Origin of the sequence: Micromonospora palomenae (assembly GCF_007829925.1) — a bacterium.
GTDB lineage: Bacteria > Actinomycetota > Actinomycetes > Mycobacteriales > Micromonosporaceae > Micromonospora > Micromonospora purpureochromogenes.
This window is the reverse complement of sequence record NZ_VIXA01000003.1, coordinates 393,113-417,560: the sequence shown is the minus strand read 5'-3', so window position 1 is coordinate 417,560 and position 24,448 is coordinate 393,113. Positions and strand designations below refer to the sequence as shown.

Genomic DNA, 24,448 nt, shown 5'->3' with positions numbered 1-24,448 from the left:
CGGCCCGGTGGCCGTCTGCCCTGGTCGCGCCGGGTAATCGCGGTGTTGTCCCCCGTGAGCCTGGTTCCGTCTTCCGCCCGGCCGTTTCGCCCGGCGGTCGCTCCGGGTGAGCGGCATGATCTGGATGTGCTGCATGACGTGATGAGTCCGGGCGTGGACGCCCTGCTGGAACAGGCCCGTGCCGGGCTGCGCCGGCTGAGTCCGCAGGAGACGGTCGAGGCGGTGCGGGCCGGCGCCCTGCTGGTCGACACCCGTACCGAGTCGCAGCGCCGCGAGCAGGGCGAGCTGCCCGGCGCGGTCGTCATCGACCGGACGGTGCTGGAGTGGCGGCTGGACCCGGCGAGCGAGTGGCGCATCCCCGAGGCGACCGGGTACGACCGGGAGATCGTCGTGGTGTGCCGGCAGGGCTACGCCTCCAGCCTCGCCGCGGCGAGCCTGCAGGCGCTGGGGCTGCGCAACGCGACCGACATGATCGGCGGGGTGCAGGCGTGGCGGGAGGCGGGACTGCCGTTCTCCGACGAGCCCGCCGACATCCGCCCCTGACGGGGCCGCGCCAGCCGGGCCGGGCCGCGCCCGCTCAGCGATGTCGGCGAGGTTGCGGTATCCCAGCGAACGGGATACCACCACTTCCCGTAACCGGTGTCGATCAGGCGGCGGCGCGGCCGGTTCCCGGGCCGGTCAGGTCGCCGCCGGGGCCCCGGGCGGGATGAACGGCAGGTCGGCCGGCGCGCCGGTCTCGACCAGCCGCCACAGCGCGTCGGTGTCGAGGTGTTCCTCGACCAGGTCCCCGAGCAGGTCGAGCGAGCGCTCCCGGGCGGCGGCGAAGGCGGTGTCCGGCGCCACCCGGAAACCGTGCCGCCCGGCCGTCCGGGCCACCTCGGTGAGGAACCGGCGGCGGAACTCGTCGGACTCGAACGCGCCGTGCCAGTGGGTGCCGTACACCGCGCCGAGCCGCGCGCCCTCGCCGTCGCCGTCGGCGTACGTCAGGAGCGGGGGCAGGCCCGGGTCGGCGGTCGAGACGTACCCGTGGTGGATCTCGTAGCCGCGCACCGTGACGCCACCGGCGGCGGTGCCCACCGCCTGCCGGACGGTCTTGCGCGGGTCGAAGGTGATCTCGACGGGGAGCAGGCCCAGCCCGGGGACGCTGCCCCGGCGGCTCTCCACCGGGTCGTGGATGGCCCGGCCGAGCATCTGGAAGCCGCCGCAGATGCCGAGCAGCGGCCGGCCGGCGGCGGCGTGCGCGGTGACGGCGTCGGCGAGGCCGGTCTCGCGCAGCCAGGCCAGGTCGGCGACGGTGGACTTGGAGCCGGGCAGGACGATCAGGTCGGCGGCGGCCAGTTCGGCGGGCTCGACGGTCAGCCGGACCCGCACGCCCGGCTCGGTGGCGAGCGCCTCGACGTCGGTGGCGTTGCTGATCCGGGGCAGCCGCACCACGGCGACGTCCAGCCAGTCGGTGCCGCGTGGTGCGGCGGGCCGGCCGAGCACCCGCCCGTACGCGAGCGAGTCCTCGGCGTCGAGCCAGAGGTCGAGGTGCCAGGGCAGCACCCCGTACGTCGGGCGGCCGGTGACCCCCCGCAGCATGTCCAGCCCCGGCTGGAGCAGCCCCAGGTCACCCCGGAACTTGTTGATCACGAAGCCGGCGATCAGCGCCTGGTCGGCCGGGTCGAGCAGGGCGACCGTGCCGAACATCGAGGCGAACACCCCGCCCCGGTCGATGTCGCCGACGACGATGGTGGGCAGGCCGGCGTGCCGGGCCAGCCCCATGTTGACGTAGTCGCCGGCCCGCAGGTTGATCTCGGCCGGGCTGCCGGCGCCCTCGCAGATCACCACGTCGTACGCCTCGCGCAGCTCGGCCAGGGCCGCGTACGCGGTCTCGGCGAGCTTCGGCCGAAGCTCGCGGAAGTTGCCGGCGGTGACGGTGTCGACGGCCTCGCCGAGCAGCACCACCTGGCTGGCCAGGTCGCTGCCGGGCTTGAGCAGCACCGGATTGAACCGCAGGTCGGGGGCGAGCCCGCAGGCCGCGGCCTGCATCGCCTGGGCGCGGCCGATCTCCCCGCCGCGGCCGTCGGGGCCGACGACCACCGCGGAGTTGTTGGACATGTTCTGCGCCTTGAACGGGGCCACCGCGACCCCCCGGCGGTGCAGCCAGCGGCAGATGCCGGCGGTGAGCACGCTCTTGCCGGCGTCGGAGGTGGTGCCGGCGACCAGCAGCCCGCCGCTCACCGTCCACTCCCCCGGCCGACGGCGCCCAGGCCACGCAGCCCCCGCCGGCCGACCGCCGCCACCAGCCGCCCGCCGGTCAGGGGCCAGGCGGCCGCGATCCCGAGCGCGGCCAGCCCGACGGCGCCGGAGATCCGGGCGGCCCGCCGGAGGTGCCGCGCCTCGGGGCGGGGGCCGTCGCCGAGGAACGGCCGCACCTCGGAGCGGCCGAAGTACACGTTGCGCCCGCCGAGCCGGACGCCGAGGGCACCGGCCATCGCCGCCTCGCACTGACCGGCGTTGGGGCTGGGGTGGTCGTCGCGGTCGCGGCGCCAGACGTGCCAGGCGCGGGCCCGGTCGCCGTGCACGGTCGGGGCGACGGCGACGGTGAGCAGCCCGGTCAGCCGCGCCGGCACCAGGTTGAGCACGTCGTCGAGGCGGGCGGACGGGGTGCCGAAGCGGGCGTAGCGCGGCGAGCGGTGGCCGACCATGGCGTCGAGCGTGTTGGCCGCACGGTAGCCGAGCAGGCCGGGCAGGCCGGCGACCGCTCCCCAGAGCAGCGGGGCGACCACCGCGTCCGAGGTGTTCTCGGCGACCGACTCGACGGTGGCCCGGGCCAGCTCGGACTCGTCGAGCGCGGACGGGTCCCGCCCGCAGAGGTGGCCCAGGCGGCGCCGGGCCGCCGGCAGGTCGCCACCGCGCAGGGCGGACCCCATCACGCCGGCCTCGTGCCGCAGCGTGCGCCCGCCCAGCACCGTCCAGGTGCCGGCGGCCACGAGCAGCCCCCGCAGCACCGGGTGCCGCCGGGTCGCCACGGTGGCGGCGGCGCCGAGCAGCACCGGCGCGCCGACGGCGAGCGTGGTGAAGACTGCGCCGGCGGCCCGGTCGGGGCGGTAGACCCGCCGTTCCAGGGCACCGGCCGCGCGGCCGTAGCCGGCCACCGGGTGCCAGCGCCGCGGGTCGCCGAGCAGGGAGTCCAGGGCGTACCCCGCCACCAGCCCTGCCGCGTTCGCCACGGCGGTCGCCTGACGCACCTCGCACCACCTCCGGCCGGCCAGCCTAGCCGTACGGCGGGGTGACCGACGCCGCCGTCGCCACCCCGCCCCCGTCCGTACGCCCCGTCGGGCCCCAGCGGCGCCATCGGCGCGGCTCACCGCTCCGGCCCGCCGGGTCAGGCCGGCACCGGCACCCGGCCGCGCCCGCGCCGACCCCGCCCGGCCGGCGCGACGGCGGTCTCCTCCGGCGCGGCGTCCAGCTCGCCCTCCCCGGCGCCCTGTTCGCCGTCCCCCGGCACCGGGGCCAGCTCGTCACCGGACGCCGGAGCGTCGTCGCCCTCCTCGTCGAACGGGTCGGTCAGCTCCGCCAGTCCGGTGCCGGGCACTTCGTGGCCGGCGCGGGGCACGGCGAAGCCGGAGAACTCGAAGTCCTCGTCGAACGGTCGGTCGTCCGGCGCGGCCGGCGCCTGCTCGTACGGCACCGGCTCGGTCGGCTCGCCCTGCACCCGGCCGGCCGCCTCGGCGTCCTCGACGGTGCTGGTGGCCATGGTCGGCTTGTTGCGCAGGAACCGGGCCCGCCCGCGGGACAGGTCGTGCCCGACGGCGACCGCCTCCAACTCGTAGACGGTGCGGTGGTTGCCCGCGTCGTCGGTCCAGTCGCGGGTGTAGAGGCGGCCGGCCACCACCACCGGGTCGCCGACCATCACCGAGGCCGCCACCCCCTCGGCCAGCTTGCGCCAGCAGTTGACCCGGACGCGGAGGCTGTTGCCGTCCACCCACCGGCCGCTGTCCCGGTCGAGCCGGCGGGCGGTCGAGGCGACCTTGAAGTTGGCGACCAGGGTGTTGCTCTGCGTGGTACGGCGCCACTCGGGTGCCGTCAGCACATTGCCGACGACCGTGACGTAGGTATCGAACATCGTCCCCTCCCAGGGGTTCCAGGGCCTGCCGTGGCGAGTCGACTCGGTGCCGAGCCTGGCCGGGTCGGCGCCGCGCGGGGAGCGGACCGGCCCGGCCTGTGGACGAGGGGACCGCCTGTGGACAAGAACCTGATCAAGGGCCCGGTCTGCTAGGGCCGAGCGGCCCTGGGTGGCCGTACCGGGTGTGACCAGGATCGGAAGGCGGGGTCACCCGGCGTGGGATCGGCTCCGGCTGGGTATGGATTTGATCAACCGAGAGCCAGCACGGCACGAGGTTCGATGAGAAAGGTCAGTGACGATGATTCTCAGCTCGCGTACCACCGGCCCCGTCCGCACCGAGCGGGAGGTGCGGCGATGAGCGCGGTGACCAACCCGGCGACCGTTGTCGAGTGCCTGCGCGTCGGCGCCGGCTTCTTCCAGGGCGACCGGAACTGGATCGTGGAGCAGTTCGCGACCCTGAACGCGCGGCTGGCCGCGTTCCACGCCGACGCCACCGAGCTCGAGGTGTCGGTGAAGGACCGCGAGGCGCGCGGGCAGAAGGTCACGCTGGAGTGCTGGATCGCCGGTCGGCAGAAGATCGTCACCACCTCCAGCGAGGAGGACCTGCGCGCGGCGCTCCACGACGTCCGCGACGACCTGCGCCGGCGGCTCAACGACGCCAAGACGCGGCAGGAGCCCCGGCACAACAAGCACGTCCGGGAGATCGGCCAGCCGGGCCCCGACCAGGTGGCCGACGCCGACGCCGACCTCGAACGGGTCGACGCCGAGACGGCCTGAGCCACGCCCCGACCGTCCCCGCCCGACCGGTGCGGTCGGACGGGGACGGCAACGGGGGCTACCGCCCGGTAGCTTCCGGGCGTACCGTCGCCTTCGTGGAACCGGACGTGCTGGGGCCGCCGTACGAGCGGCAGACGATCGACCTGGGCACCGACGACGAGGGACCGGTGGTCGCCACCCTGGTCCGGCGGCGTGCCGAGCGCCCCACCGGGCGGGCCGTGCTCTACGTGCACGGCTTCGTCGACTACTTCTTCCAGACCCACGTGGCCGACTTCTTCGCCGAGCGCGGCTGGGACTTCTACGCGCTCGACCTGCGCAAGTACGGTCGCAGCCTGCTGTCGCACCAGACCCCGAACTTCTGCCGCGACCTCGGCGACTACTTCCCGGAGCTGGACGCCGCCGCGAAGATCATCCGCGAGGACGACGGGCACGACACCCTGCTCGCCATGGGCCACTCCACCGGCGGCCTGATCCTCTCGCTCTGGGCGCACGCCCGACGCGACGCCGGCCTGGTCGACGGGCTCTTCCTCAACAGCCCGTTCTTCGACATCAACGCCCCCTGGCTGGTCCGTCGACCCCTCGCGGCCGCCGTCTCCCGGCTGGGCCGCAGAGCGCCGCAGCGCATCCTCCCCTTCGGCCTGGGCACCGTGTACGGCGAGAGCCTGCACGCCGAGCACCGCGGCGAGTGGACGTACGACCTGGCCTGGAAGCCGCTCGCCGGGTTCCCCGTCCGGGCCGGCTGGATCAACGCCATCCGCACCGCCCAGCGGCAGCTGCGCGCCGGCCTGGAGATCCCGGTGCCCGTGCTGCTGGCCTGCTCGACCCGCAGCTTCAAGGGCACCAAGTGGCAGGATGCGGCGGCCCTGGCCGACGCCGTCCTGGACGTCGAGCACATGGTCCGCTGGGCACCCCGGCTCGGCCGCCACGTCACCCTGGCCCGCTTCGACGGCGGCCTGCACGACCTGACGCTCTCCGGCCCCGCCGTACGCGAGAAGGTCTTCGCCGAGGTCGGGCGGTGGGCCGAGGCGTTCCTCGGCGCGGGCCCGACGAACGCCGACCCCGACACGACGGACCCGGCCGGCGCCGGCGGCGCCGCAGTCCCGGGCAGCCGGGAGCCGGCCGCGGACACCGCACCGGCGGGGGCGCCGCAGGCCGGCTGACCGGCACTCAGCCGCCGGTCGGCAACTCGGCGGTGATCCGGTCGAAGGTGGCCACCGGGTGACTGCCCTCGCCGGGCAGCACCAGGCCGAGGCAGCGCAGCCCGACCTCCCCCGCCGGGTCGGCCTGCACACCGAACACGGGCGCGCCGACGTACCCGGCGGGCAGCTCGCCGGTGATCCGCAGGCCGTCGCCCGCGCGGACGGCCCGCTCGACCGCGACCTCCAGCGGCCGCGACCCGTCGTCGCGGACACCCAGCGCCAGCACGATCGCGGTGACCGGCTCCGCGCCGATCCGGGCGACGTCGTCCGCGCCGGCCGCGACCGCGTCCGGCACCGGTTGGGTACGCCAGCCCCAGCCCTGCCCGGCCGCCCGCTCGTGCAGCCCGGCGGTCGGCAGCACCGCCACCCCGAGGTCGGGCAGGTGCCCCCACCGGTCGGTGAAGTGCGGCAGGACCAGCGCGTCGGGGGCCACCCCGGCGGGCTCGGTGACACTCGGCCGCAGCCCGACCTCGCCGGCCTCGACCCGGGTCACGACGTCGGCGGTGAGCAGGTACTCCCCCGTCGGATGCGCGAAGAAGAACGCGGTGCCGGCGGGCCCGTCGTCGGCCGGCCCGGCCGGGCGGACCGGCAGGATCGCCCGCCCCAGGAGCTGGCACAGCTCGTAGGCGACCTCGTTCTCGGCGTCCGGTTCCAGCAGCACGAAACCGAGGGTACGGGGCGCGCCCGGCCGGAACCCGGATGACCGGACGCGCGGCGACGTGCGACGCTGATCACCGCGCCGCAGCGGGCACCCGTTCCCCCGCGGCCCGGGGGTGCGGCGGTACCCTCTTGGCGCGACACACACGCCGCGCGCCCGTAGCTCAGCGGATAGAGCAGGGGACTTCTAATCCCAAGGCCGCAGGTTCGAATCCTGCCGGGCGCACCCTCCCCACCGCAGGTCAGCGGCTTTCCGCTCCCGGTCGAGACGATCACCAAGCCAGCACCGGTGAAGACGCCCGGAGATTCATCGTCCACGCGACCCAGGCTGCTGGCCGCGAAAAGCTCGCTCTCGGCCCTACCCGTCCGCCGGTGGCTGATGTGCCAGTTCGATGGCGTAGGTGTCGGCTGGGTCGATGTCGGCGACCGCCTGCTGAGCGGCCGTTCGCTCGCCTCTCGCGCGAAGCAGACGCACCAGAAAGTGCAAGGCGGTCCTGTCACCGCGCTGGGCACGCTGCCGTAGCTCGCTGTCGCGGCCTTCCTCATACAGGAACCTGTCCAACCGGCGCCGTGCGTGAACGTCGGTCTTGGCGTGCTCTGCCAACTCAGGGAAGAGCCCGGCCTTCACGAGTAGCTCCATATGCCACAGGTGCGCGTTGTGCCGGTAGTGGTCCTGGCTGTAGCACTCGGAGAAGCTCGAGACCATGGCGATTGCCATTGCCCAGTCGCCGCGCGCTTCGGCCGCTTCCGCCGATGCCTGGTCGAACCCCGCCACCACAGCAGTATGACGAGCTGCGCCTGCTCGGCCCCGGCCTGCTGCGACCTCCGGCCGACATCGGCCGGGCCGGCCGCCGACCGCTTGCCCGGTATTCTGCGCTCCTTCCAGGCAAGAGAGCTGACTGCGTGGAGGAAGCGTGGGATACGAGCTGCACATCAGCCGAGCCGCGGAGTACTACGACAGCGACAGGCACCCCATCGCACTGGACGAATGGCTGGCCTACGCGGAGAGCAGGCCGACGCTCAACGTAGGCGGATGGCTCGGCTGGGACGAGGACCGCCAGCCCATCTACGAGCAGACCTGCACAGACGGAAGCGTGGTCTCGTTGACCTGGTTCGAGGGTGCCATCGAGATCAAGGGACACTTCGACGGCGACGCCTACCACGAGTTCGGAAGCATCGCCGAGGACCTGCAGGCCAATCTTCAAGGCGACCACGGCGAGCGGTACACGGCGAGCGGTGTTCTTCCCCCCACTCGGTAGACGTGAGACTCCGCCCCACACCCTGGCCTCCCCTCAGAGATCCGCGAGGCCGCGCGGCCGGCTCCCCAGCCGGCTCGCGTAAGGCTGTTCGTGGTGCGAGCGAGCTACGGCCTCGAATGGACACAGCTCCATGCCGGCGTCGATCCGTCAGCCGCGCGGGCCGGTGGCGCTGGGTCGCCGTCAACCGCGCCGCGCGTGGTTGACTATCGAGCCATGCCGCTCAGTCCGCACGAGGTCGAACTGTTCGAGGACTCCAGGGCCCGCCTGGAGGCGATCGCCTATCGCCTGCTGGGCTCGACGAGCGACGCCGAGGACGCGGTCCAGGACACGTTCCTGCGCTGGCAGGCCGCCGACCGGGAGCGCGTCGAGACGCCCGGGGCGTGGCTGACGAAGGTGCTCACCAACCTGTGCCTCAACCAGCTCACCTCCGCGCGGGCCAGGCGTGAGACCTACGTGGGTACGTGGCTGCCCGAGCCGGTGCTCGCCGGCGACCGGATGCTCGGCCCGGCCGATACCGCCGAGCAGCGCGAATCGGTCTCGATGGCGGTGCTCACCCTCATGGAGCGGCTCTCGGCCAGGGAACGCGTCGTGTACGTGCTGCGCGAGGCCTTCGGCCATTCACACGGGGAGATCGCCGAGATCCTCGAGATCACCGAGGCGAACTGCCAGCAGATCTACCGGCGGGCCAAGCAGCACGTCGCCGGCGACCGAACCCGCGCGGAGGTCGACGGAGCCGCCGCGCGCAAGGTCGTCGAGGAGTTCCTCGCCGCGGCCGTCAGCGGCGAGACCGAGCGGCTGGTCAAGCTGCTGACCGACGACGCGATGAGCGCCGGCGACGGCGGCGGCAAGATCCCGGCCCGTGCCAAGCCGATCACCGGCGCGCTGGCGGTGGCGAGGTTCCTGCGTGGCCTGTTCAAGCCCACCAACGCCAAGTGGGACCTGGTGGGCGGCAGTCCCGCCCTCTACGTCGACGTCGTCAACGGCGCGCCTGCGGTGGTGGTCGTGGTCGGTGACCGGGTCGTCGGCGTCATGTCCTTGGAGGTGACTTCCCAGGGCGTCGCGGCCGTCCGCATCCAGGTCAACCCCGACAAGCTCGAACGCGCCACGCGCCAATGGGCCGTATCCGAGCACGGGGAACCGTTCCTCGAAGCCTTGTGACCCACGACACGGACGGCTCCTGTCAGGAATCGCGTCGCTGCCCGGTTCAGGAAGCGAACACATCGAGACAGGAGTGAGGCCATGAAGCACCGCATCGTCGTCCTCGGGGCTGGATACACCGGAGCCATCGCGGCCGGGCGCCTCGGCAAGCGGCTGCACCCCGACGACACCGAGATCACCGTCGTCAACGCCGATCCCGATTTCGTCGAGCGGGTCCGCATGCACCAACTCGCGACCGGACAGGACCTCAAGCGCCGCAAGCTGAGCGACATCTACGCGGGCACGGGCGTGAAGGTACGACTGGCACGGGTCACCGCCGTCGACGCCGACCGCAGGACCGTTGCGCTGGTCGACGGGCACGGTGCCGGCGAGATCGCCTACGACACCCTCGTCTACGCCCTCGGCAGCGCGGCCGCCGACCACGGCGTCCCCGGCGTCGCCGAGCACGCCTACGACGTTGCGGGCAAACAGTCCGCGCTGCGGCTGCGCGAGCGCCTGAACGACCTCGCCGCGGGCGGCACCGTGCTGGTCGTCGGCGCGGGCCTCACCGGTATCGAAGCGGCCACCGAGATCGCCGAGGCCCGGCCGGACCTCGACATCGCGATCGCCGCCCGCGGCGGCCTCGGCGACTGGCTCAACGACACGGCCCAGCGGCACCTGCGCGGAGTCTTCGACCGGCTCGGCGTCGCGGTCCACGAGCACACCGACATCGCACGGGTCGAGGCGACCGGCGCGGTCACCGGCGACGCACGGGTGATCCCGGCCCAGGTGACCGTGTGGACGGCGGGTTTCGCCGTCCACCCCATCGCCGCCGCCACGACCCTGGAGGTCGCCGAGACCGGGCAGATCGTCGTCGACGCCACGATGCGCTCGGTCTCGCACCCCGACGTGTACGCCGTCGGCGACGCCGGACTCGCCGAAGGGCCGGGCGGCAAGCCCCTGCGGATGTCCTGCGCCTCGGGGGCCCCGATGGCCTGGCAGGCCGCCGACGCCATCGCTGCGCGCCTGACCGGTCGGAAGATCCCCCAGGCCCCGCTCCGGTACTTCCAGCAGTGCATCAGCCTCGGCCGCCGCGACGGCATCATCCAGTTCGTGACCGCCGACGACCAGGCCAAGCCGTCCCTCATCAAGGGGAAGCTGGCAGCCCGCTACAAGGAGATCATCTGCAAGGGCGCGGCCTGGGGCGTCGCCCACCCGACGCTGATGCTTCCGACCCGCCGCCGCCGCATCGCCGCTACCCGAACGGAGACCCTCGCGGCCACTTCGTGACGGGACGAGCGCCGCTCGTCGCGACAGCTCCCCCCAAGTTGAGCTGTCTCAGAGGCCTGCGCCATGGTCCGAAGAAGAGCGAGCATTCGTCTCTGCCGCGTCCAACCAGCGCCGGTACCACCGGGCGAACCCGAGCGGCGTTCCGTCGTCGTCGCACAGCGGCCGGTAACCGCCATCAGAGGCGGTGTCGTCGGCCCACATCTGCCCCCGCGCCGGGCCACTCACGACAAGAGCCTCCCGCATCGCGCAGCCGAGGTGACACAGGTACAGCAGACCGATCGAGTGCTCGGGCTTGAAGACGATGCTGTCGTGCTGCTCCCAGTACGCGTCCTCGGCCGCGTTGAACTGCTCCTCCGAGTCGTAGTCCGCCTCGTCCGGCGGCTCGGGTAGACCGTCGGCCGGGTTGAACGCCTCGACGTGCGGAAAGGGCTGCGTGAGCCCGTCCAGGTCGGTGAGATCGGCGCCGTCGCCCTCCCACCGCCACCGCCCGTCCAGCCGACGCAGGGGAAAGAGCCCGTAGGTCGGCCCTGCACCGCCCCGCCCCGCCGCCAGCAGAAACGACCGGTACTCACCCGGCAGCTCCACCTGGAGTTGTGTCTCCACCTCGGCCAACTCCTCCGCGCTCAGCGGCGGCTCAAGTTCCCAACGGTGGCTCGATGAACCGAAGACCTCATCGGCGCCGGGCGCGGAGGCCAGCCGGGCGAGCCGTTCACGGACATCTGACCAGTCGGAGCGCGTCACGGGCGGCACGATACAAGTTCGGGGCGACTCGTACCGTCCGGACCGCTCACGCAAGGGCCGCCCTCCCGAAGCGGAAGGGCGGCCCTTGTCAGCGGATCGGTGCGTCAGGCCACCGAGGCGGGGAACCTCTCCCACACCCGGTGCGCCGCCAGCAACTGCTGCACGGCGGTGAACACCTCGGCTCCGGAGTCACCAGTGACGACGCCGGGCGTGCCGGCCACCCCCGCGCGCTCCAGCACGGTGACGCCGCCGCCCCACGCGCCGATCGCCTTGGCGTGCCGCCAGCACTCCTCGACCATGAGCAGCACCCGCGGGTCCACGGCCGCCGAGTCGGCGGCCCCGACCTTGGCGTCGCGCGCCGGGATGGCGTCCGGCGTCGGGGTCGGCGCTGCGGCGAGCAGGAGCACGTCGAACTCGACCGACCGGCCGGTGGCGAAGGTCCGCTGCACCGGCAGGTCACCCACCAGCCCGCCGTGCGGGGCGATCAGCAGCGGCACCATGCCGGCGGCGAACACCGCGCGGCGCACCTCGCCGACGCCGTCGAGGTCGGCGTCGGGATCGACGACGATGCCGACCATGCGACCGTCGCTCGGCCACTCCCTGCCGACCTGCGACAGCGCCGGGCTGGGCGTGACCTCGGCCAGCGGCACGGTCGGCTGCGGTGCGGGAAGGCCCAGACCGGTGGCGACCTCCGCGCACAGCACCGGGTCGATGTTGGCGAGGGACTGGAGCTGCCGTTCCTTGATGGCCTGGTGGTAGCACTTGCCGAGCTCGAACGTGTAGGCCCGGATGATGTGCTCCTTCTCCACCGGCGACATGCTCAGCCAGAACAGGCGGACCTGGCTGTAGTGGTCGTCGAACGAGACCGGGTTGGCGCGCACCTTCGGCGCCTCCGCCACGGTGACCGGCACGTCGACGAAGGCGTTCTCGTCGTCACCGGCGGGGAAGGGGTTGCCGCCGTCGAGCGAGTTCGGCCGGTACGGCGCGACACCCGCGTGGACGGCGTGCTGGTGGAAGCCGTCGCGGAGCATGTCGTTGACCGGGGCGTGCGGCCGGTTGATCGGGATCTGCGAGAAGTTCGGCCCGCCCAGCCGGGTGAGCTGCGTGTCGACGTACGAGAAGAGCCGGCCCTGCAGCAGCGGGTCGTTGGTGACGTCGATCCCCGGCGGCAGGTGGCCGAGGTGGAAGGCGACCTGCTCGGTCTCGGCGAAGAAGTTCCTCGGCGTCCGGTTCAGCGTCAACCTGCCGATCGGCTGCACCGGGGCCAGTTCCTCCGGCACGATCTTCGTCGGGTCGAGCAGGTCGATGCCGGCGAAGCTCTCCTCGGGAGTGTCGGGGAAGACCTGGATGCCGAGCTCCCACTCGGGGTACGCGCCGGCCTCGATCGCGTCGTACAGGTCCCGCCGGTGGAAGTCCGGGTCGATGCCGCCGAGCATCTGCGCCTCCTCCCAGGTCAGGGAGTGCACGCCCAGCTTGGGCTTCCAGTGGAACTTGACCAGCACGGTCTCGTCGGCCGCGTTGACGAGCCGGAAGGTGTGGACGCCGAAGCCCTCCATCGTCCGGTACGAGCGCGGGATGCCCCGGTCGGACATGTTCCACATCGTGTGGTGCTGCGCCTCGGTGTGCAGGGAGACGAAGTCCCAGAAGGTGTCGTGCGCGCTCTGGGCCTGCGGGATCTCCCGGTCGGGGTGCGGCTTGGCGGCGTGGATGATGTCGGGGAACTTGATGGCGTCCTGGATGAAGAAGACCGGCATGTTGTTGGCGACCAGGTCGAAGGTGCCCTCGTCGGTGTAGAACTTCGTCGCGAAGCCCCGGGTGTCGCGCACCGTGTCGGCGGATCCGCGCGAGCCGAGGACGGTGGAGAACCGCACGAAGACCTCGGTCTCGCGTCCCTTCTTGAGGAAGCCGGCCCTCGTCACCTTCTCGGCGGTGCCGTAGGCGGTGAAGAGGCCGTGCGCCCCGGCCCCGCGTGCGTGCACGACGCGCTCGGGGATGCGCTCGTGGTCGAAGTGGGTGATCTTCTCGCGGAAGTGGTGGTCCTGGAGCAGGATGGGACCGCGCGGACCGGCCTTGAGGGAGTGGTCCGTGTCGCGCAGCCGCGCCCCCTGCGAGGTGGTGAGGAAGGCGCCCTGCTGACCTTTGGCGATCGCAGGCGCGTCGGTCTTCGCGCCGGTCGGGGTACGGGTCTCCGGGGCCCCCTGCTCGGCCTTGGGCGGCAGCGGGTCGTGCGGCGTCGTCGGCTCCTCGACGGTGGGCGGGGCGCTGCCCGGAGCGCCGGGGACATCCGGGGTCAGGACGCCGGCCACCTTCTCTGCGGCGGCCTCCACGACATCCTTGACCGCCTTGGCGGGCTTGCTGGAATCCATCTGGACGGGTACCTCCATGGAGCGGCTGTGAGCAGGCTCCTGGGCCGTACCCTGGTCCGGTCGTGCAAAACGGACTGATCACCACCGACCGGCCAGTCAGGTGACATCAGGGCGTGGATCACGGGTGGCCGGTCGGTGGACCGGGAGGTCAGCGGTGGTCGCCGAGGACCTGCGTCAGGGCGTGCGTGGCCTGCCGGACCATGCCGGGGTTGGTCTCCCAGTAGTAGGGCAGCGCCATCACGGCCTGGCACAGCGCCCAGCCACGCCCCCGCAGCCACGACGCGTCGCCGACGTCGAGTTCGGCGCGGAACCGCTCGCGGCTGGTGCCGGCGAACACGTTCCACGCCGGTTGCAGGTCGCAGGCGGGATCACCGACGTTGAGCCCGCCGAAGTCGATGACCGCGGACAGCCGGCCGTCGACGACCAGCAGGTTGCCCGGCAGCAGATCACCGTGCACCCAGACCTCCGGGGCGTCCCACGCCGGGGCGTCGAGCGACTCCTGCCAGGACCGCAGCGTCGCCGCACCGTCGATCCGGTCGCCGAGCCGCGCGACCGCCCGCCGGACGCCCTCGTCGAGCTCCGCGAGCGCTGCGCCCCGCTTGCCGGGAAGGCGCGGGAAGGCGCCGGTGGTGTCGATCCGACGCAGCGCGGCCACGAACGCGGCGAGATCGACCGCCGCCCGGTCCAGGTCGTCGATCGTGCCGTTCGCGTTCTCGCCCGGCAGCCACTCGCACACCGACCAGTCGAAGGGATAGCCCTCGGCGGGACGCCCCATCGCCACCGGCACGGGCAGGGCCAGCGGCAGGTGCGGTGCGAGCTTCGGCAGCCACTCCGCCTCCGTTGCCGCCTGCCTGGTGGCCCAGCCGATGCGCGGCAGCCGGACGACGAGGTGCTCACCGAGCCGGTAGATGTCGTGGTCGGTGCCGTACGACGGGACCGGACGGATCGGCAGCCCGGCCCAGTGCGGGAACTGTCCGGCCAGGAGGCGACGGACCAGGTCGACGTCGGTCTCGATCTCGTCGGCGTGCATCTTGAGAGCGCTCATCGCGGCCATCCTCAGCGAACCGGCAGGAGCGCGACAACCGAGTTCCAGGCGGCCGGTTGTCGGTCCGGCTCGCTACCCTCCGCCGGTGACCGACACCGCTGACCCGATCCGGGTGCCCACTGTGGAGGACGAGGCCCGCTTCTGGGCACTGGTCGAGGCCGCCTGGGAGCGGCTCGGCCCGGAGCCGGCGGCGCTGCGCCGGGCCCTGGCGATCCGCGACCCGGAGGCTGACGACGTCGACCCGTACTCGATCGACGACTGGCTCGACCCCTTCCTCGCCAGTCTCCGGGCGCTCTGTGCCGAGCTGACCGGCCGGGAGCTGACCGACCTCGACCGCGTGGTCGAGCGCAAGCTCCACGACATCGACCGGGAGGACGTCCACGAGGTGACCGACGGCTCCGACGACGGGTTCCTCTACTGCCGGGGCTGGATCGTCGCGCTGGGGCGGGAGTTCTACGAGGCCGTGCGCGCCGACCCGGCGATGGCCGTGCTGGACGCCGACTGCGAGGAAATGTGCTATTTCTTCGCCCACCTGCACGAGGAACGCTTCGCGGAGTGGCCGGACACCGGCTCCGGCATCTCGCGGGAGTCCACCAGCAACGCCGCCGGCTGGGCGGCGAGCTGACCGACCGTCCGGGGGTGCGGCGCGCGTCGCACCGACGACCTGGGGGGGTGGGTGGTCGGTGCGACGCGGCCTGACCGACGCCGGGGCGGGGTGGAGGGGGGAATGGGGGTGAGGTGCCCCGCCCGGCGTCGGAGTTCAGCCGGCGGCCGGGGCGGCCGGCTTGTGGCCGCCGCCCGGGCCTCCGGTACGGGTGGTCTCCTGCGGGTTCGGTCGCGCGTCCGGCTTGCCGGTCGGGTGGCTGGGCGGGACCGAGGGGCGGTGGGACGGCTTGCCCTTCTCGGCGGTGAGCAGCGTGGCGCAGTAGCCGGCCACCTGTTCCCGGCCGCCGGCGGTGGTGATCAGCACGGTGAAGGCGGGGCTCTCCAGCGCCTTGCCCGGGTTGTCGCCAGCCTTGGCGGTGTAGGCGCGGCAGAGGCCGACCAGGGACGGTGAGGGGGTGCCCTTCGCGCCCGGCGACTTCTCGCCCTTCGCCTTGTCGGCGGGGGCGCCGGTGGCGTGCGCCGAGGGCTTGGCGCTCGCCCCGGTCAGCGGGTTCGGCAGGGCGTGGTTCGCGGCGGCGAGCGCCACCCCACCGGTGGCGGTCACGGCGAGTGCCGTGGCCCCGACCTTCAGGGTGAGCAGTTTCGCCAGTGCGGTGTGCAACATGGGGTCTCCGGTCTTGGGGGGATGACGGAGTGGCGGTGTCCCCGGGGCGCCTTCCGGGCCACACCTTCCGTGCCCCTCAGCGCCGACCTCCCCCGATACGTCACACCGGCCCTGCATGCTCGCGACGACGGACACCGCTCCAGGCGGCGCGGAAACCCGGGTGACGTCGGCGCGGCCACGCCCCACCATCGACGGATGCCGTCGACCCGATCGCCCGAGCCGGACATCCGCCGCTACTACACCGACGTCTACGGCGAGGCCGGCCGACTGGACCGCACGCCGCAGGGACGGCTGGAGCGAGCCCGTACCCGGGAGTTGCTGGCCCGGCTGCTGCCGCCGCCGCCCGCGACGGTGCTCGACCTGGGTGGCGGCCCGGGGGCGTACGCGGGCTGGTTGGCCGCCGCCGGCCACCCGGTGCACCTGGTCGACCTGGTGCCGGCGCACGCGGCGGCGGCCCGGCGCGACCACCCGGTGGCGAGCGCCAGCGTGGGCGACGCGCGGCACCTGCCGTACGCGGACGCCAGTGTGGACGCCGCGCTGCTGCTCGGCCCGCTCTACCACCTGACCGAGCGGGGCGACCGGGTCACCGCGCTGCGGGAGGCCGCCCGGGTCACCCGTCCGGGCGGGCCGGTGCTGGCCGCCGCGATCAGCCGCAACACGCCGATGATCGACCTGGTCCGGCAGGGCCGGGTGGACGACGGCACCCGGCCGGCGATCCTGGCCGCGTACAACACGGGGGTCAACGACCCGGCCACCGGCTTCACCACCGCCTACTTCCACCGCCCCGAGCAACTGGTGGACGAGTTCACCGCCGCCGGGCTGCCGGCGGTCACCGTGTACGGCATCGAGGGTCCGCTCTGGCCGGTGCTGGAGACGCTCGGCGCGGCCGAGGAGTCCACGCTGTTCCGCGAGGCGGTCGCCTGCGCGCGGGCGTTCGAGTGCGATCCGGCGGTGATCGGGGTCAGCTGCCACCTGCTCGCCGTCGCGACGGTGGGAGCCGGTTGAGCTGTCAGCGACACGACGCGCACCGAGGGTGATCGGAACGGACGTTCCGTGCTATTCTCCGTCGTCGATCTACCGCTGCGCGGACCCGGACGGGTCGCTGCCCGAAGGACGCCTCCCGATGTCGGCCGTACCCGCTCCGACCTCGCCGCCGTCGCTGTTGGACCGGCCGGCCGGTGGCGCGTTCACGCTCATCTTCACCACCCTGCCGGCCCTGCTGCGGCTCACCTGCGGGCTGGTCGGGGCGGTCACCGCGCTGGCGGTGCGCACCCCGCCGGTGCGGACCGGGGCGCTGCTCGTGGCGGTCGCGGTGCTGACGGCGTGGTCGGTGCTCTACGCCGTCCGCGCACTGCGCGCCGGGATCGGCGCCGCGCTGGTCACCGGGGACGTGGCGCTCACCACGGCGGCGTGCCTGCTCATCCCCCACCTGGTCGCGCCGGAGGTGCTGCCGGGTGAGGGCAGCTGGATCGCGGTGCTGGCCAGCACCACGGTGATCAACACACAGGCCACCGCCGCCGCCCGCTGGTCGGTCCCGGCGGGCCTGCTGCTCACCGCCGCCTATGCCACCGGCGCCACCGCCGCCGGCAACCCGGCCGAGGCCACCGCCCACGCCGCGACCCTGCTCGGGCAGACCGGGCTGGCGGCGATGATGACCGCCGTGATGCGCCGGCGGATCGGCCGGGCCGACCGGGCCTTCGCCGACTACCAGGGGTTGCGCCGGGACGCGCTGATCGCCCGTACCGCCCGGGAAGCGGAGCGACGGCAGAACCGCGACCTGCACGACACCGTCCTCGGCACGCTCACCATGGTCGGCCTCGGTGCGGTGCCCGACGGGTCGCCGGCGCTGCGCCGGCGGGCCGCGGCCGATCTGCGTACCCTCGTCGGGCTCGCCGACGCGCGGTCCGCGCCGGTCGGCGGCCGGGTCGCGGTCGACGAGCGGTTGCGGGCGGTGCGCGACGCCCACCCGGAGCTGGCGGTGACCGCCGAGCTGGCGCCCTGCGCCGCCCCCGCCCCGGCCGCCACCGCGCTCGCGGACGCCACCGCCGCCGCGCTGGCCAACGTGGCCCGGCACGCGCCCGGCGCGGCCGTGACGCTGCGACTGACCACCGAGGCGGAGACCGTCGTGGTCGAGGTGGTCGACGACGGTCCCGGCTTCGACCCGGCCGCCGTCCCGGCCCACCGGTACGGGCTGCGCGAGTCGGTACGCGGGCGGCTGGCCGAGGTCGGCGGGCACGCGGAGGTGACCTCCGGCCCTGGCGAGGGCACCCGGATCCGGTTGGAATGGCCCCATGTCGGCTGACCTCGACGCCGGCCCGGTCGCCGTACCCCGGGTCGATCCGTCCCCGGCGAGCCTCCCGCCGCCGGACGACGTCCCGGCGGTCGACGTGGCCAGCGCCTCGGACCGGGGCGCCCGGATCGCGGCCGTCGCCATCGCGCTGGTCTGGCACGCGGTGATCGGGTTGCCGGCGCTGCTGGGGTCGTGGTCCGAACTGGCCGCCCCGGCGGTGGTCGCGGCCGGCTGGCTGGTCGTCGCCGCGACCGGCGGGTACGCCGGGGCCCGGCTGCTGGGCGGGGCCCGGCCCCCGGCGCTGCCGCTGGTCGCGGTGCTGCTGGCGGTGGACGCGGCGGTCTTCGCGGCCAGCGGGCGGGAGCTGTTGTTCACCGCCGCCAACTGGGTCTGGGGCACCCTCGGCTGGTTCTTCGTGGTGGTGCTCTGGGGGCGGCGGATCCCCTGGCTGCTCGCCCTGCTCGCCGCCCACTCGCTGATCGCGCTGACCGCGCTGCTCGGGCACGGCGCGACCGCCCCCGCCGACCTGACCCGGTACGCGATGTACGTCTACGGCACGTCGTCGCTGCCCATCGCGGTCTTCACCGGCGCGGCGGTGATCGCCGGCCTGGCCCGGCAACGCGCCGCGACGGCGGCGGCCGCCCTCGCGGTGGCCGCCGAGCGGGACGCGGCCGAGCGGGCCCGGCGGGAGCGGCAGGCCCGGCTCGCCCTGGTCAGCGGCGCCGCCGAGGAGGTGCTGGCCGAGCTGGCCGACGGGCGCGCCGATCCGGCCGACCCGCTGGTGCAGCGCCGGTGCGTGCTCGCCGCAGCCCGGCTGCGCCGGCTGATCGCCGAGTCGGACGACGTGCCGGACCCGCTGCTGCACGAGCTGCGCGCCGCCGCCGACCTGGCCGAACGGAACGGCCTGCCGATCGACCTGGTCGCCATCGGCACGCCCCCGCCGCTGCCGGTGGAGGTCCGCCGCTGGCTGGTGGACCCGCCGACCGCCGCGCTGGCCGAGGCGCGGCGCTGGGCCCGGTTGACCGTGGTCGCCGGGCCGGACGAGGTGGTGGTCAGCCTGGTCGCCCCCGAGGTGGACGATTCCGCCGGAACCGGTCCGCCCAGCCACGTCGAGGACGACGGCCTGGTGGAGCACGTGCAGGAGCGGGACGGGGAGATCAGGTGGACGCAGACCCGGTGGCGCAGGACGTGAGCGGGGACCGGCCCGTCGGGGTGGCCATCGTGGACGACCACCCGGTGGTGATCGACGGGGTGCGGGCGTGGCTGGCCTCCGAGCCGCGGCTGCGCGTCCTGGCCACCGGGGACGATTCGGACCAGGTGCTGCGGGACGCGCCGGACGCCGACGTGGTCCTGCTGGACCTGCGCCTGCACGGGCGGATGGTGATCGACAAGCTGGCCGAGCTGAGCGCCGCCGGTCGGCGGGTGGTGGTCTACTCCGAGCACACCGACCCGGCGACGATGCTCGCCGCGCTGGACGCCGGGGCGGCGGCGTTCCTGGCCAAGCACGAGGGACGGGAACACTGCGTGGCGACCGTGCTGGCCGCCGCCAGCGACCGCCCGTACGTGCCACCGGCGCTGGCCGGGGCGATGGTGGGTGACCCCCGCCCCGACCGCCCGGCCCTGTCCGACAAGGAACGGGAGGCGCTGCTGCTCTGGTTCCAGTCGATGTCGAAGGCGTCGGTGGCCCGTCGGATGCGGATCAGCGAGCACACCGTCAAGCAGTACGTGGACCGGGCGCGGATCAAGTACACCCGGGCGGGCCGGCCGGCGGCGACCAAGGCGGCGCTGCTGGCCCGGGCGATCGAGGACGGCCTCGTCCGACCGGAGGAGATCGGCATCTACCGGTCGCAGGCGGCGGCCGACCGGCCGACCCCCTAACGGCTGTCATGACAGGCCCGGCGGGCTGGGCGAGGCTTACCGGCAGGAGGTCAACCGCCGGGAGGTCGTGACGATGCGCGAGGACGCGTCCCCGTTCTTCATCGCACCGCACCGCTTCGACGCGCCGGACGACGAGCTCCGGCCGGTGCTGGACCGGCGCTACGAGCTGGTCCCCGAGCCGGGCGAGCGGGTGTTGCGGCGGCTGCGTACGCCGGTGGCGGGTTGCCTGCTCAGCCCCACCGGCACCCGGCGGCAGTGGGTGCTGCCCGCGCCGGCCACCGTCACCGTCACCGACCGGCGGCTGGCGTACGTGTGCGCCGGCGCCGAGTTGGCCGTGGTCTCCGGGCGGGACGGCCGTGGCGACGCCCGGCACCGGCGCGCTCTTCGGCTGTCCCGCCTGGTCAGCGGGCAGATCCGCTGGCAGTGGCCGTCCCGGCTGGAGCTGCCGCCACCCGTCGGCCCGGCGGCGGGCGGGCAAGCCCCGGACTCGACGGCCGATGGGGAACTGCTGGTGGTCTGCGACGCGCTGCGGACCATCCAGCAGCCGGCACTCGCCCTCGGCGGTCCGGCCGACACGGTGACGGAGCTGGCCCGGCTGGTCCGCCGGTCGGTGGCCACCTTCCGGCTGAGCCACCCGGAGCTGGTCGAACTCTCCCCGCCGGAGCGCGACGAGCTGGCCCGCCGGGCGGCGCCCGGCCCGCTGGACGGGGTGGCCCGGGTGACGCTGCCCGGCTCGCTGCCGGTGGAGTTCCTGTCCCGGGACGACTACTACCGCACGCCGACGCCGTCGGCGTTGGACGCGGTCGGCGAGTGAGCCCGGGCCCGTAGCCGGCGCAGCATCCGGGCGTCGGTGAACCCGACGGCCCGGGCGGCGGACTCGACGGTGGCCCCGTGCCCGATCAGGTGCTCGGCCCGCTCGACCCGCAGCAGCTGCTGGTAGCCGAGCGGCGTGAGCCCGGTGGCCTGGCGGAACAGCCGGGTCAGGGTGCGTTCCGCGACCCCGCCGGCGGCGGCCAGGTCGGCCAGCGGCAGCGGCTCGGAGAACCGGCTGTCGATGAGGTCCTGCACCCGGTGGGCCGCGTCGGACAGGTGCGAGCGGTGCCGCATCATCGCGCTGGCCTGCTGCTCGTGCCCGTTGCGCCGGGCGTAGACCACCAGGGTGCGGGCGATCCGGGCGGCGGCGGCCGGGCCGTGCCGGGTGGCCACCAGGTGCAGCGCCACGTCGATGCCGCTGGCGATGCCGGCGGAGGTCACCACCCGGTCGTCGACCACGTAGAGCACGTCCCGGACCACCCGGGCGGCCGGGAAGACCCGGGCCAGGTCGTCCTGCACCTCGTGGTGGGTGGTGCAGCGCCGGCCGTCCAGCAGGCCGGCCCGGCCGAGCGCGAACGCGCCGGCGCAGATGCTGGCCACCGTGCCGCCGCGAGCGTGGTGCTCGGCCAGGCGCCGCAGGTCGTCCCGGCCGACCGGCCCCGCCGGGCCGTGCGCCCGCGGCCGCCACCCGGGTACGACCACCAGGTCGTCCGCGTCCAGCTCCGGCCACCCGGTGGCGGCCCCCAGCGGTACGCCCTGCACGGTCGGCACGGTGTCCCGTTCGGCGACGTAGTGCAGCCGGTAGTCGTACCCGTTGTCGGCGGCGGTGGAGAAGACCTGGGCCGGGCCGGCCAGGTCCAGCAGGTGCAGCTGCGGGACCAGCAGGAAGACGACCCGGGCCATCGGGTCAGCTCCGCGCGCCGACCGGGGTCGCCCCGGTCACCTCGTCGACGGTGCGGACGGTGGCGAAGCGGCCGGCGAGGGCGTACTCCGTCCGGGCGGTCATCTCCTCACCGGAGAGGGTGCGCGGGTCGGCGAGGATCTCCTCGACGGTGGCGGTCGGCGGCAGGTCCCGGTGCGGGGTCGGGAAGGTCACCGTCGCGTCGGTCACGAAGGTCATCTCGTACCCCAGATCGCAACCGACCCGGGTGGTGGTCTCGACGCACTGCTCGGTGCGGATGCCGCAGACGGTCAGGTCGCGGATGCCGGCCATGGTGAGGATCTGCTGGAGGTTGGTGGTGGTGAAGGCGTTGTGGGACGTCTTGACCAGGGTGGGCTCGCCGGCCACCGGGGTCAGCCCCTCGATCAGCCGGACGTGGCCGAGCGCCGGGTCGAAGACGGTCCCGCTGCCCGGCTCGGCGTGCAGGACCCACACCACCAGGTCGCCCCGGCGACGCGCGGCGTCGACCAGCCGGTCGACCTGGCGCACGATGTCGGGCTGCGACGCGTGGGCCCAGATCGGGCGCTGACGGAAGGACTCCTGGACGTCGATGACGACGAGTGCTGCTCTGCTCATGGCTGTAGATCCTGGCCGGGTGGCTGCCGGGGCGGCAGACACCATCATGCCCGGATGCGGAACGATCCGGTCACCGCCCCGGCCCACCGGAGCCGGGGCGTCGTTCGGGGCGGAGCCTGGCGTCGTTCGGGGCGGAAGCCTCAGGAGGCGGCGGTGCGGCGGCCGCGCCGGTCCAGCTCCGCGGCCTCCTCCGGGGTGGGGGCGGTGCCGCCGAGGTGGGCCGGCTGCCACCAGGCGTCCTCCGGGCCGGCCGGCTTGTCCGGGTACTCCTGCTGGGCCCGGTCGACCAGGGCCGACAGCCGGCTCTTCAGCTCGACGGTCATGGCGTTGGCGTCCGGCCAGTCCGCCGGTTCCATCGGCTCGCCGAGCAGGATGGTGATCGGGGTGTGCCGGCGGGTCAGGTTCTTGGGCCGGCCCTTGGTCCAGAGCCGCTGGGTGCCCCAGACCGCCACCGGCAGCAGCGGCACGCCGGCCTGCTGCGCCATCCGGGCGGCCCCGCTCTTGAGCTCCTTGACGGTGAGCGAGCGGCTGATCGTCGCCTCGGGGAAGACGCCGACCACCTCGCCGCGCCGCAGCGCGCCCACCGCCGCGTTGTACGACCCGGCGCCGGCGCGGCGGTCCACCGGGATGTGCTTCATGCCGCGCATCAGCGGGCCGGAGACCTTGTGCGCGAAGACCTCGTGCTTCGCCATGAACCGGACCAGCCGGCGGGATTCGTGCGCCCCGTAGCCGCAGAAGATGAAGTCGAGGTAGCTGACGTGGTTGCTGGCCAGCACGGCCCCGCCGGTACGCGGGACGTGGTGGCTGCCCTCGACGGTCAGGCGCAGGTCGAGGACCCGGAACATCGTCTTGGCGGCGGCGATCACAGGGGGGTACACGAGTTCCGACATTCGCCAACTTTACCCCGCGTAGGTTACGGACCCGTAGGGCCCGAATCGGGCGCTCCGTGGTCCGGTTCGAGGCCGTCGCTCTGCCGCTGGCAGAAGGGCTCGCCACCGCCGGCGCCCGCGGCCCAGGATGGCGGGATGACGGAACGCGCGGTGCTGCTCTGGATCCACGGCGGCGGATGGCGTGGCCGGTCGGACGAGGACGGCGGGGCCCTGGCCCGGCTCGGGCTGCGGGTGGTGGCGGCGACCTACCGCTTCTCCCACCAGGCGCACTGGCCGGCGCAGCTCGACGACGTACGCCGGGCGGCGCGGGCCGCCCGCGAGGAGGCGGGCGGGCTGCCGCTGCTGGTCGCCGGCGACTCGGCCGGCGGCACCCTGGCCCTGCACCTGGCGCTGCGCGGGATCGACCGGCCGGACGACGTCGCGGCGGGGCTGGCGTACTGGCCGGTGAGCGACCCGCTGGACGACGAGTGGCGCCGGTCGCGGGCGCGCGACGACCCGTGGGCCGACCTGCTGGGCCACCCGCCGATCGCCGGTGACCCCGCCACCGTCGACTCGACCGTGGCCAGCCACCTCGGCAACCGGGTGCCGGTGCTGCTCGTGCACGGCACCGGCGACGCGGCCGTCCCGGTGGGCCAGTCGGTCGCCCTCACCGGGGCGCTCGTCGCCGCCGGCCATCCCACCCACACCTGGATCACCCACGGCGGCCACGCCCCGGCCCTGGACCGGCCGGACATCCGGGCGGTCACCGCCGCGTTCCTCGACACCGTCCTGCCGGCCCGCTGACGGCGGAGAAATCATCCGCCCACGGGGAGTCGGCGGGGCTACCGTCGACGCATGCCGGAGCTGCACTCCATCGTGATCCACTGCCGCGACCCGTACCTGCTGGCGCCCTTCTGGAGCGTGGTCACCGGGCTGCCGGTGGTGCCGGAGGACGAGGCGAAGCTCGCCGACCGGTCGCTCGCCCCGGGCGAGTCGGTGCTGCTGCGCGACCCGCACCGGCACCGCCCCGACGTCTGGATCTCCCCCGTGCCCGACCTGCCCGCCCCCGGTCGGATCCACCTCGACCTGGTGGGCGACGCCGAGGAGCGGGCCGACGTGCTGGAGGCCGGCGCCACCGTGGTCCGGGAGCTGCCGGGCTGGACGGTCCTCGCCGACCCCGAGGGCAACGAGTTCTGCCTGCTCCCCCACCGGCCCTGAGCGGGCGGCGGG

The 24,448-nt window shown here is 74.2% G+C and carries 26 protein-coding genes and 1 tRNA gene; 15 read left to right on the top strand and 12 right to left on the bottom strand.

The window, feature by feature from the left end:
- Positions 1–141 precede the first annotated feature (141 nt).
- Positions 142–543: a rhodanese-like domain-containing protein gene (locus FHX75_RS22870; protein ID WP_154942725.1), complete on the top strand. Its 402-nt coding sequence runs from the start codon at positions 142–144 to the stop codon at positions 541–543.
- A 135-nt stretch (positions 544–678) separates the two neighbouring features.
- On the opposite strand, the gene FHX75_RS22865 is transcribed toward FHX75_RS22870, so the two are convergent.
- From FHX75_RS22865 to ssb, 3 genes are all read right to left on the bottom strand, one after another.
- Positions 679–2,223, bottom strand: coding sequence for a cobyric acid synthase (locus tag FHX75_RS22865; RefSeq protein WP_154942388.1), 1,545 nt, complete (start codon positions 2,221–2,223; stop codon positions 679–681).
- The gene (locus FHX75_RS22860; RefSeq protein ID WP_154942387.1) at positions 2,220–3,233 is read right to left on the bottom strand and encodes a cobalamin biosynthesis protein; all 1,014 of its coding nucleotides are present in this window, start codon (positions 3,231–3,233) and stop codon (positions 2,220–2,222) included. Before FHX75_RS22860 ends, FHX75_RS22865 begins: the two co-directional genes overlap by 4 nt.
- A gap of 137 nt (positions 3,234–3,370) precedes the next feature.
- Positions 3,371–4,111: a single-stranded DNA-binding protein gene (gene ssb, locus FHX75_RS22855; RefSeq protein ID WP_154942386.1), complete on the bottom strand. Its 741-nt coding sequence runs from the start codon at positions 4,109–4,111 to the stop codon at positions 3,371–3,373.
- 354 nt (positions 4,112–4,465) lie between these two features.
- Between ssb and FHX75_RS22850 the strand changes: the two genes are divergently transcribed.
- Positions 4,466–4,888 (top strand): HPF/RaiA family ribosome-associated protein, encoded by a 423-nt coding sequence (locus tag FHX75_RS22850; protein WP_154942385.1) that lies wholly within the window; start codon positions 4,466–4,468, stop codon positions 4,886–4,888.
- Between the two features lie 95 nt (positions 4,889–4,983).
- Positions 4,984–6,048, top strand: a complete 1,065-nt coding sequence (locus FHX75_RS22845) for an alpha/beta hydrolase (protein ID WP_154942384.1) — start codon at positions 4,984–4,986, stop codon at positions 6,046–6,048.
- Between the two features lie 7 nt (positions 6,049–6,055).
- Here the strand turns inward: FHX75_RS22845 and FHX75_RS22840 are convergent, their stop codons facing one another.
- Positions 6,056–6,748, bottom strand: a complete 693-nt coding sequence (locus tag FHX75_RS22840; RefSeq protein ID WP_154942383.1) for a hypothetical protein — start codon at positions 6,746–6,748, stop codon at positions 6,056–6,058.
- Between the two features lie 149 nt (positions 6,749–6,897).
- On the opposite strand from FHX75_RS22840, the gene FHX75_RS22835 reads away from it, so the two are divergent.
- Positions 6,898–6,970 (top strand) — tRNA-Arg (locus FHX75_RS22835).
- 132 nt (positions 6,971–7,102) lie between these two features.
- On the opposite strand, the gene FHX75_RS22830 is transcribed toward FHX75_RS22835, so the two are convergent.
- Positions 7,103–7,519 carry a hypothetical protein gene (locus FHX75_RS22830; RefSeq protein ID WP_211364551.1) on the bottom strand — a complete coding sequence of 139 codons (417 nt, stop codon included), beginning with the start codon at positions 7,517–7,519 and terminating at the stop codon, positions 7,103–7,105.
- 139 nt (positions 7,520–7,658) lie between these two features.
- Between FHX75_RS22830 and FHX75_RS22825 the strand changes: the two genes are divergently transcribed.
- From FHX75_RS22825 to FHX75_RS22815, 3 genes are all read left to right on the top strand, one after another.
- Positions 7,659–8,003, top strand: coding sequence for a hypothetical protein (locus FHX75_RS22825; protein ID WP_154942381.1), 345 nt, complete (start codon positions 7,659–7,661; stop codon positions 8,001–8,003).
- Positions 8,004–8,216: 213 nt separating this feature from the next.
- A complete protein-coding gene (locus FHX75_RS22820) occupies positions 8,217–9,161 on the top strand; it encodes an RNA polymerase sigma-70 factor (protein ID WP_154942724.1) in 945 nt (314 codons plus the stop codon).
- An 81-nt stretch (positions 9,162–9,242) separates the two neighbouring features.
- On the top strand, positions 9,243–10,430 hold the full coding sequence (locus FHX75_RS22815; RefSeq protein WP_154942380.1) for an NAD(P)/FAD-dependent oxidoreductase: 1,188 nt from the start codon (positions 9,243–9,245) through the stop codon (positions 10,428–10,430).
- A gap of 48 nt (positions 10,431–10,478) precedes the next feature.
- Here the strand turns inward: FHX75_RS22815 and FHX75_RS22810 are convergent, their stop codons facing one another.
- The 3 genes from FHX75_RS22810 to FHX75_RS22800 all read right to left on the bottom strand — a co-directional run bounded on the left by FHX75_RS22810 (position 10,479) and on the right by FHX75_RS22800 (position 14,582).
- Entirely contained in the window at positions 10,479–11,171 is a 693-nt protein-coding gene (locus FHX75_RS22810; protein WP_154942379.1) for an SMI1/KNR4 family protein, read from the bottom strand.
- A gap of 104 nt (positions 11,172–11,275) precedes the next feature.
- The gene (locus FHX75_RS22805; RefSeq protein ID WP_154942723.1) at positions 11,276–13,537 is read right to left on the bottom strand and encodes a catalase; all 2,262 of its coding nucleotides are present in this window, start codon (positions 13,535–13,537) and stop codon (positions 11,276–11,278) included.
- A 148-nt stretch (positions 13,538–13,685) separates the two neighbouring features.
- Positions 13,686–14,582, bottom strand: a complete 897-nt coding sequence (locus tag FHX75_RS22800; RefSeq protein WP_154942378.1) for an aminoglycoside phosphotransferase family protein — start codon at positions 14,580–14,582, stop codon at positions 13,686–13,688.
- A gap of 85 nt (positions 14,583–14,667) precedes the next feature.
- Between FHX75_RS22800 and FHX75_RS22795 the strand changes: the two genes are divergently transcribed.
- The gene (locus FHX75_RS22795; RefSeq protein WP_154942377.1) at positions 14,668–15,207 is read left to right on the top strand and encodes a DUF4240 domain-containing protein; all 540 of its coding nucleotides are present in this window, start codon (positions 14,668–14,670) and stop codon (positions 15,205–15,207) included.
- A 135-nt stretch (positions 15,208–15,342) separates the two neighbouring features.
- On the opposite strand, the gene FHX75_RS22790 is transcribed toward FHX75_RS22795, so the two are convergent.
- Positions 15,343–15,852, bottom strand: coding sequence for a hypothetical protein (locus tag FHX75_RS22790; RefSeq protein WP_154942376.1), 510 nt, complete (start codon positions 15,850–15,852; stop codon positions 15,343–15,345).
- A 195-nt stretch (positions 15,853–16,047) separates the two neighbouring features.
- On the opposite strand from FHX75_RS22790, the gene FHX75_RS22785 reads away from it, so the two are divergent.
- The 5 genes from FHX75_RS22785 to FHX75_RS22765 all read left to right on the top strand — a co-directional run bounded on the left by FHX75_RS22785 (position 16,048) and on the right by FHX75_RS22765 (position 20,834).
- Entirely contained in the window at positions 16,048–16,857 is an 810-nt protein-coding gene (locus FHX75_RS22785; protein WP_154942375.1) for a class I SAM-dependent methyltransferase, read from the top strand.
- 118 nt (positions 16,858–16,975) lie between these two features.
- Positions 16,976–18,154: a sensor histidine kinase gene (locus FHX75_RS22780; RefSeq protein ID WP_154942374.1), complete on the top strand. Its 1,179-nt coding sequence runs from the start codon at positions 16,976–16,978 to the stop codon at positions 18,152–18,154.
- Positions 18,144–19,334, top strand: a complete 1,191-nt coding sequence (locus FHX75_RS22775) for a hypothetical protein (protein WP_246158475.1) — start codon at positions 18,144–18,146, stop codon at positions 19,332–19,334. The genes FHX75_RS22780 and FHX75_RS22775 overlap by 11 nt, the downstream gene beginning before the upstream one ends.
- Entirely contained in the window at positions 19,304–20,020 is a 717-nt protein-coding gene (locus FHX75_RS22770; protein ID WP_154942373.1) for a response regulator transcription factor, read from the top strand. Before FHX75_RS22775 ends, FHX75_RS22770 begins: the two co-directional genes overlap by 31 nt.
- Positions 20,021–20,093: 73 nt before the next feature.
- Entirely contained in the window at positions 20,094–20,834 is a 741-nt protein-coding gene (locus FHX75_RS22765) for a hypothetical protein (RefSeq protein WP_154942372.1), read from the top strand.
- Here the strand turns inward: FHX75_RS22765 and FHX75_RS22760 are convergent.
- From FHX75_RS22760 to FHX75_RS22750, 3 genes are all read right to left on the bottom strand, one after another.
- On the bottom strand, positions 20,789–21,736 hold the full coding sequence (locus FHX75_RS22760; protein ID WP_154942371.1) for a GlxA family transcriptional regulator: 948 nt from the start codon (positions 21,734–21,736) through the stop codon (positions 20,789–20,791). The two genes, FHX75_RS22765 and FHX75_RS22760, sit on opposite strands and share 46 nt — an antisense overlap.
- Positions 21,737–21,740: 4 nt before the next feature.
- On the bottom strand, positions 21,741–22,349 hold the full coding sequence (locus FHX75_RS22755; RefSeq protein ID WP_154942370.1) for an isochorismatase family protein: 609 nt from the start codon (positions 22,347–22,349) through the stop codon (positions 21,741–21,743).
- A gap of 140 nt (positions 22,350–22,489) precedes the next feature.
- On the bottom strand, positions 22,490–23,239 hold the full coding sequence (locus FHX75_RS22750; protein WP_154942369.1) for a lysophospholipid acyltransferase family protein: 750 nt from the start codon (positions 23,237–23,239) through the stop codon (positions 22,490–22,492).
- A gap of 135 nt (positions 23,240–23,374) precedes the next feature.
- Here FHX75_RS22750 and FHX75_RS22745 point away from each other — a divergent pair, with 135 nt between their 5' ends.
- Positions 23,375–24,022: an alpha/beta hydrolase gene (locus FHX75_RS22745; RefSeq protein WP_154942368.1), complete on the top strand. Its 648-nt coding sequence runs from the start codon at positions 23,375–23,377 to the stop codon at positions 24,020–24,022.
- 51 nt (positions 24,023–24,073) lie between these two features.
- Positions 24,074–24,436 carry a VOC family protein gene (locus FHX75_RS22740; RefSeq protein WP_154942367.1) on the top strand — a complete coding sequence of 121 codons (363 nt, stop codon included), beginning with the start codon at positions 24,074–24,076 and terminating at the stop codon, positions 24,434–24,436.
- Positions 24,437–24,448: the final 12 nt, after the last annotated feature.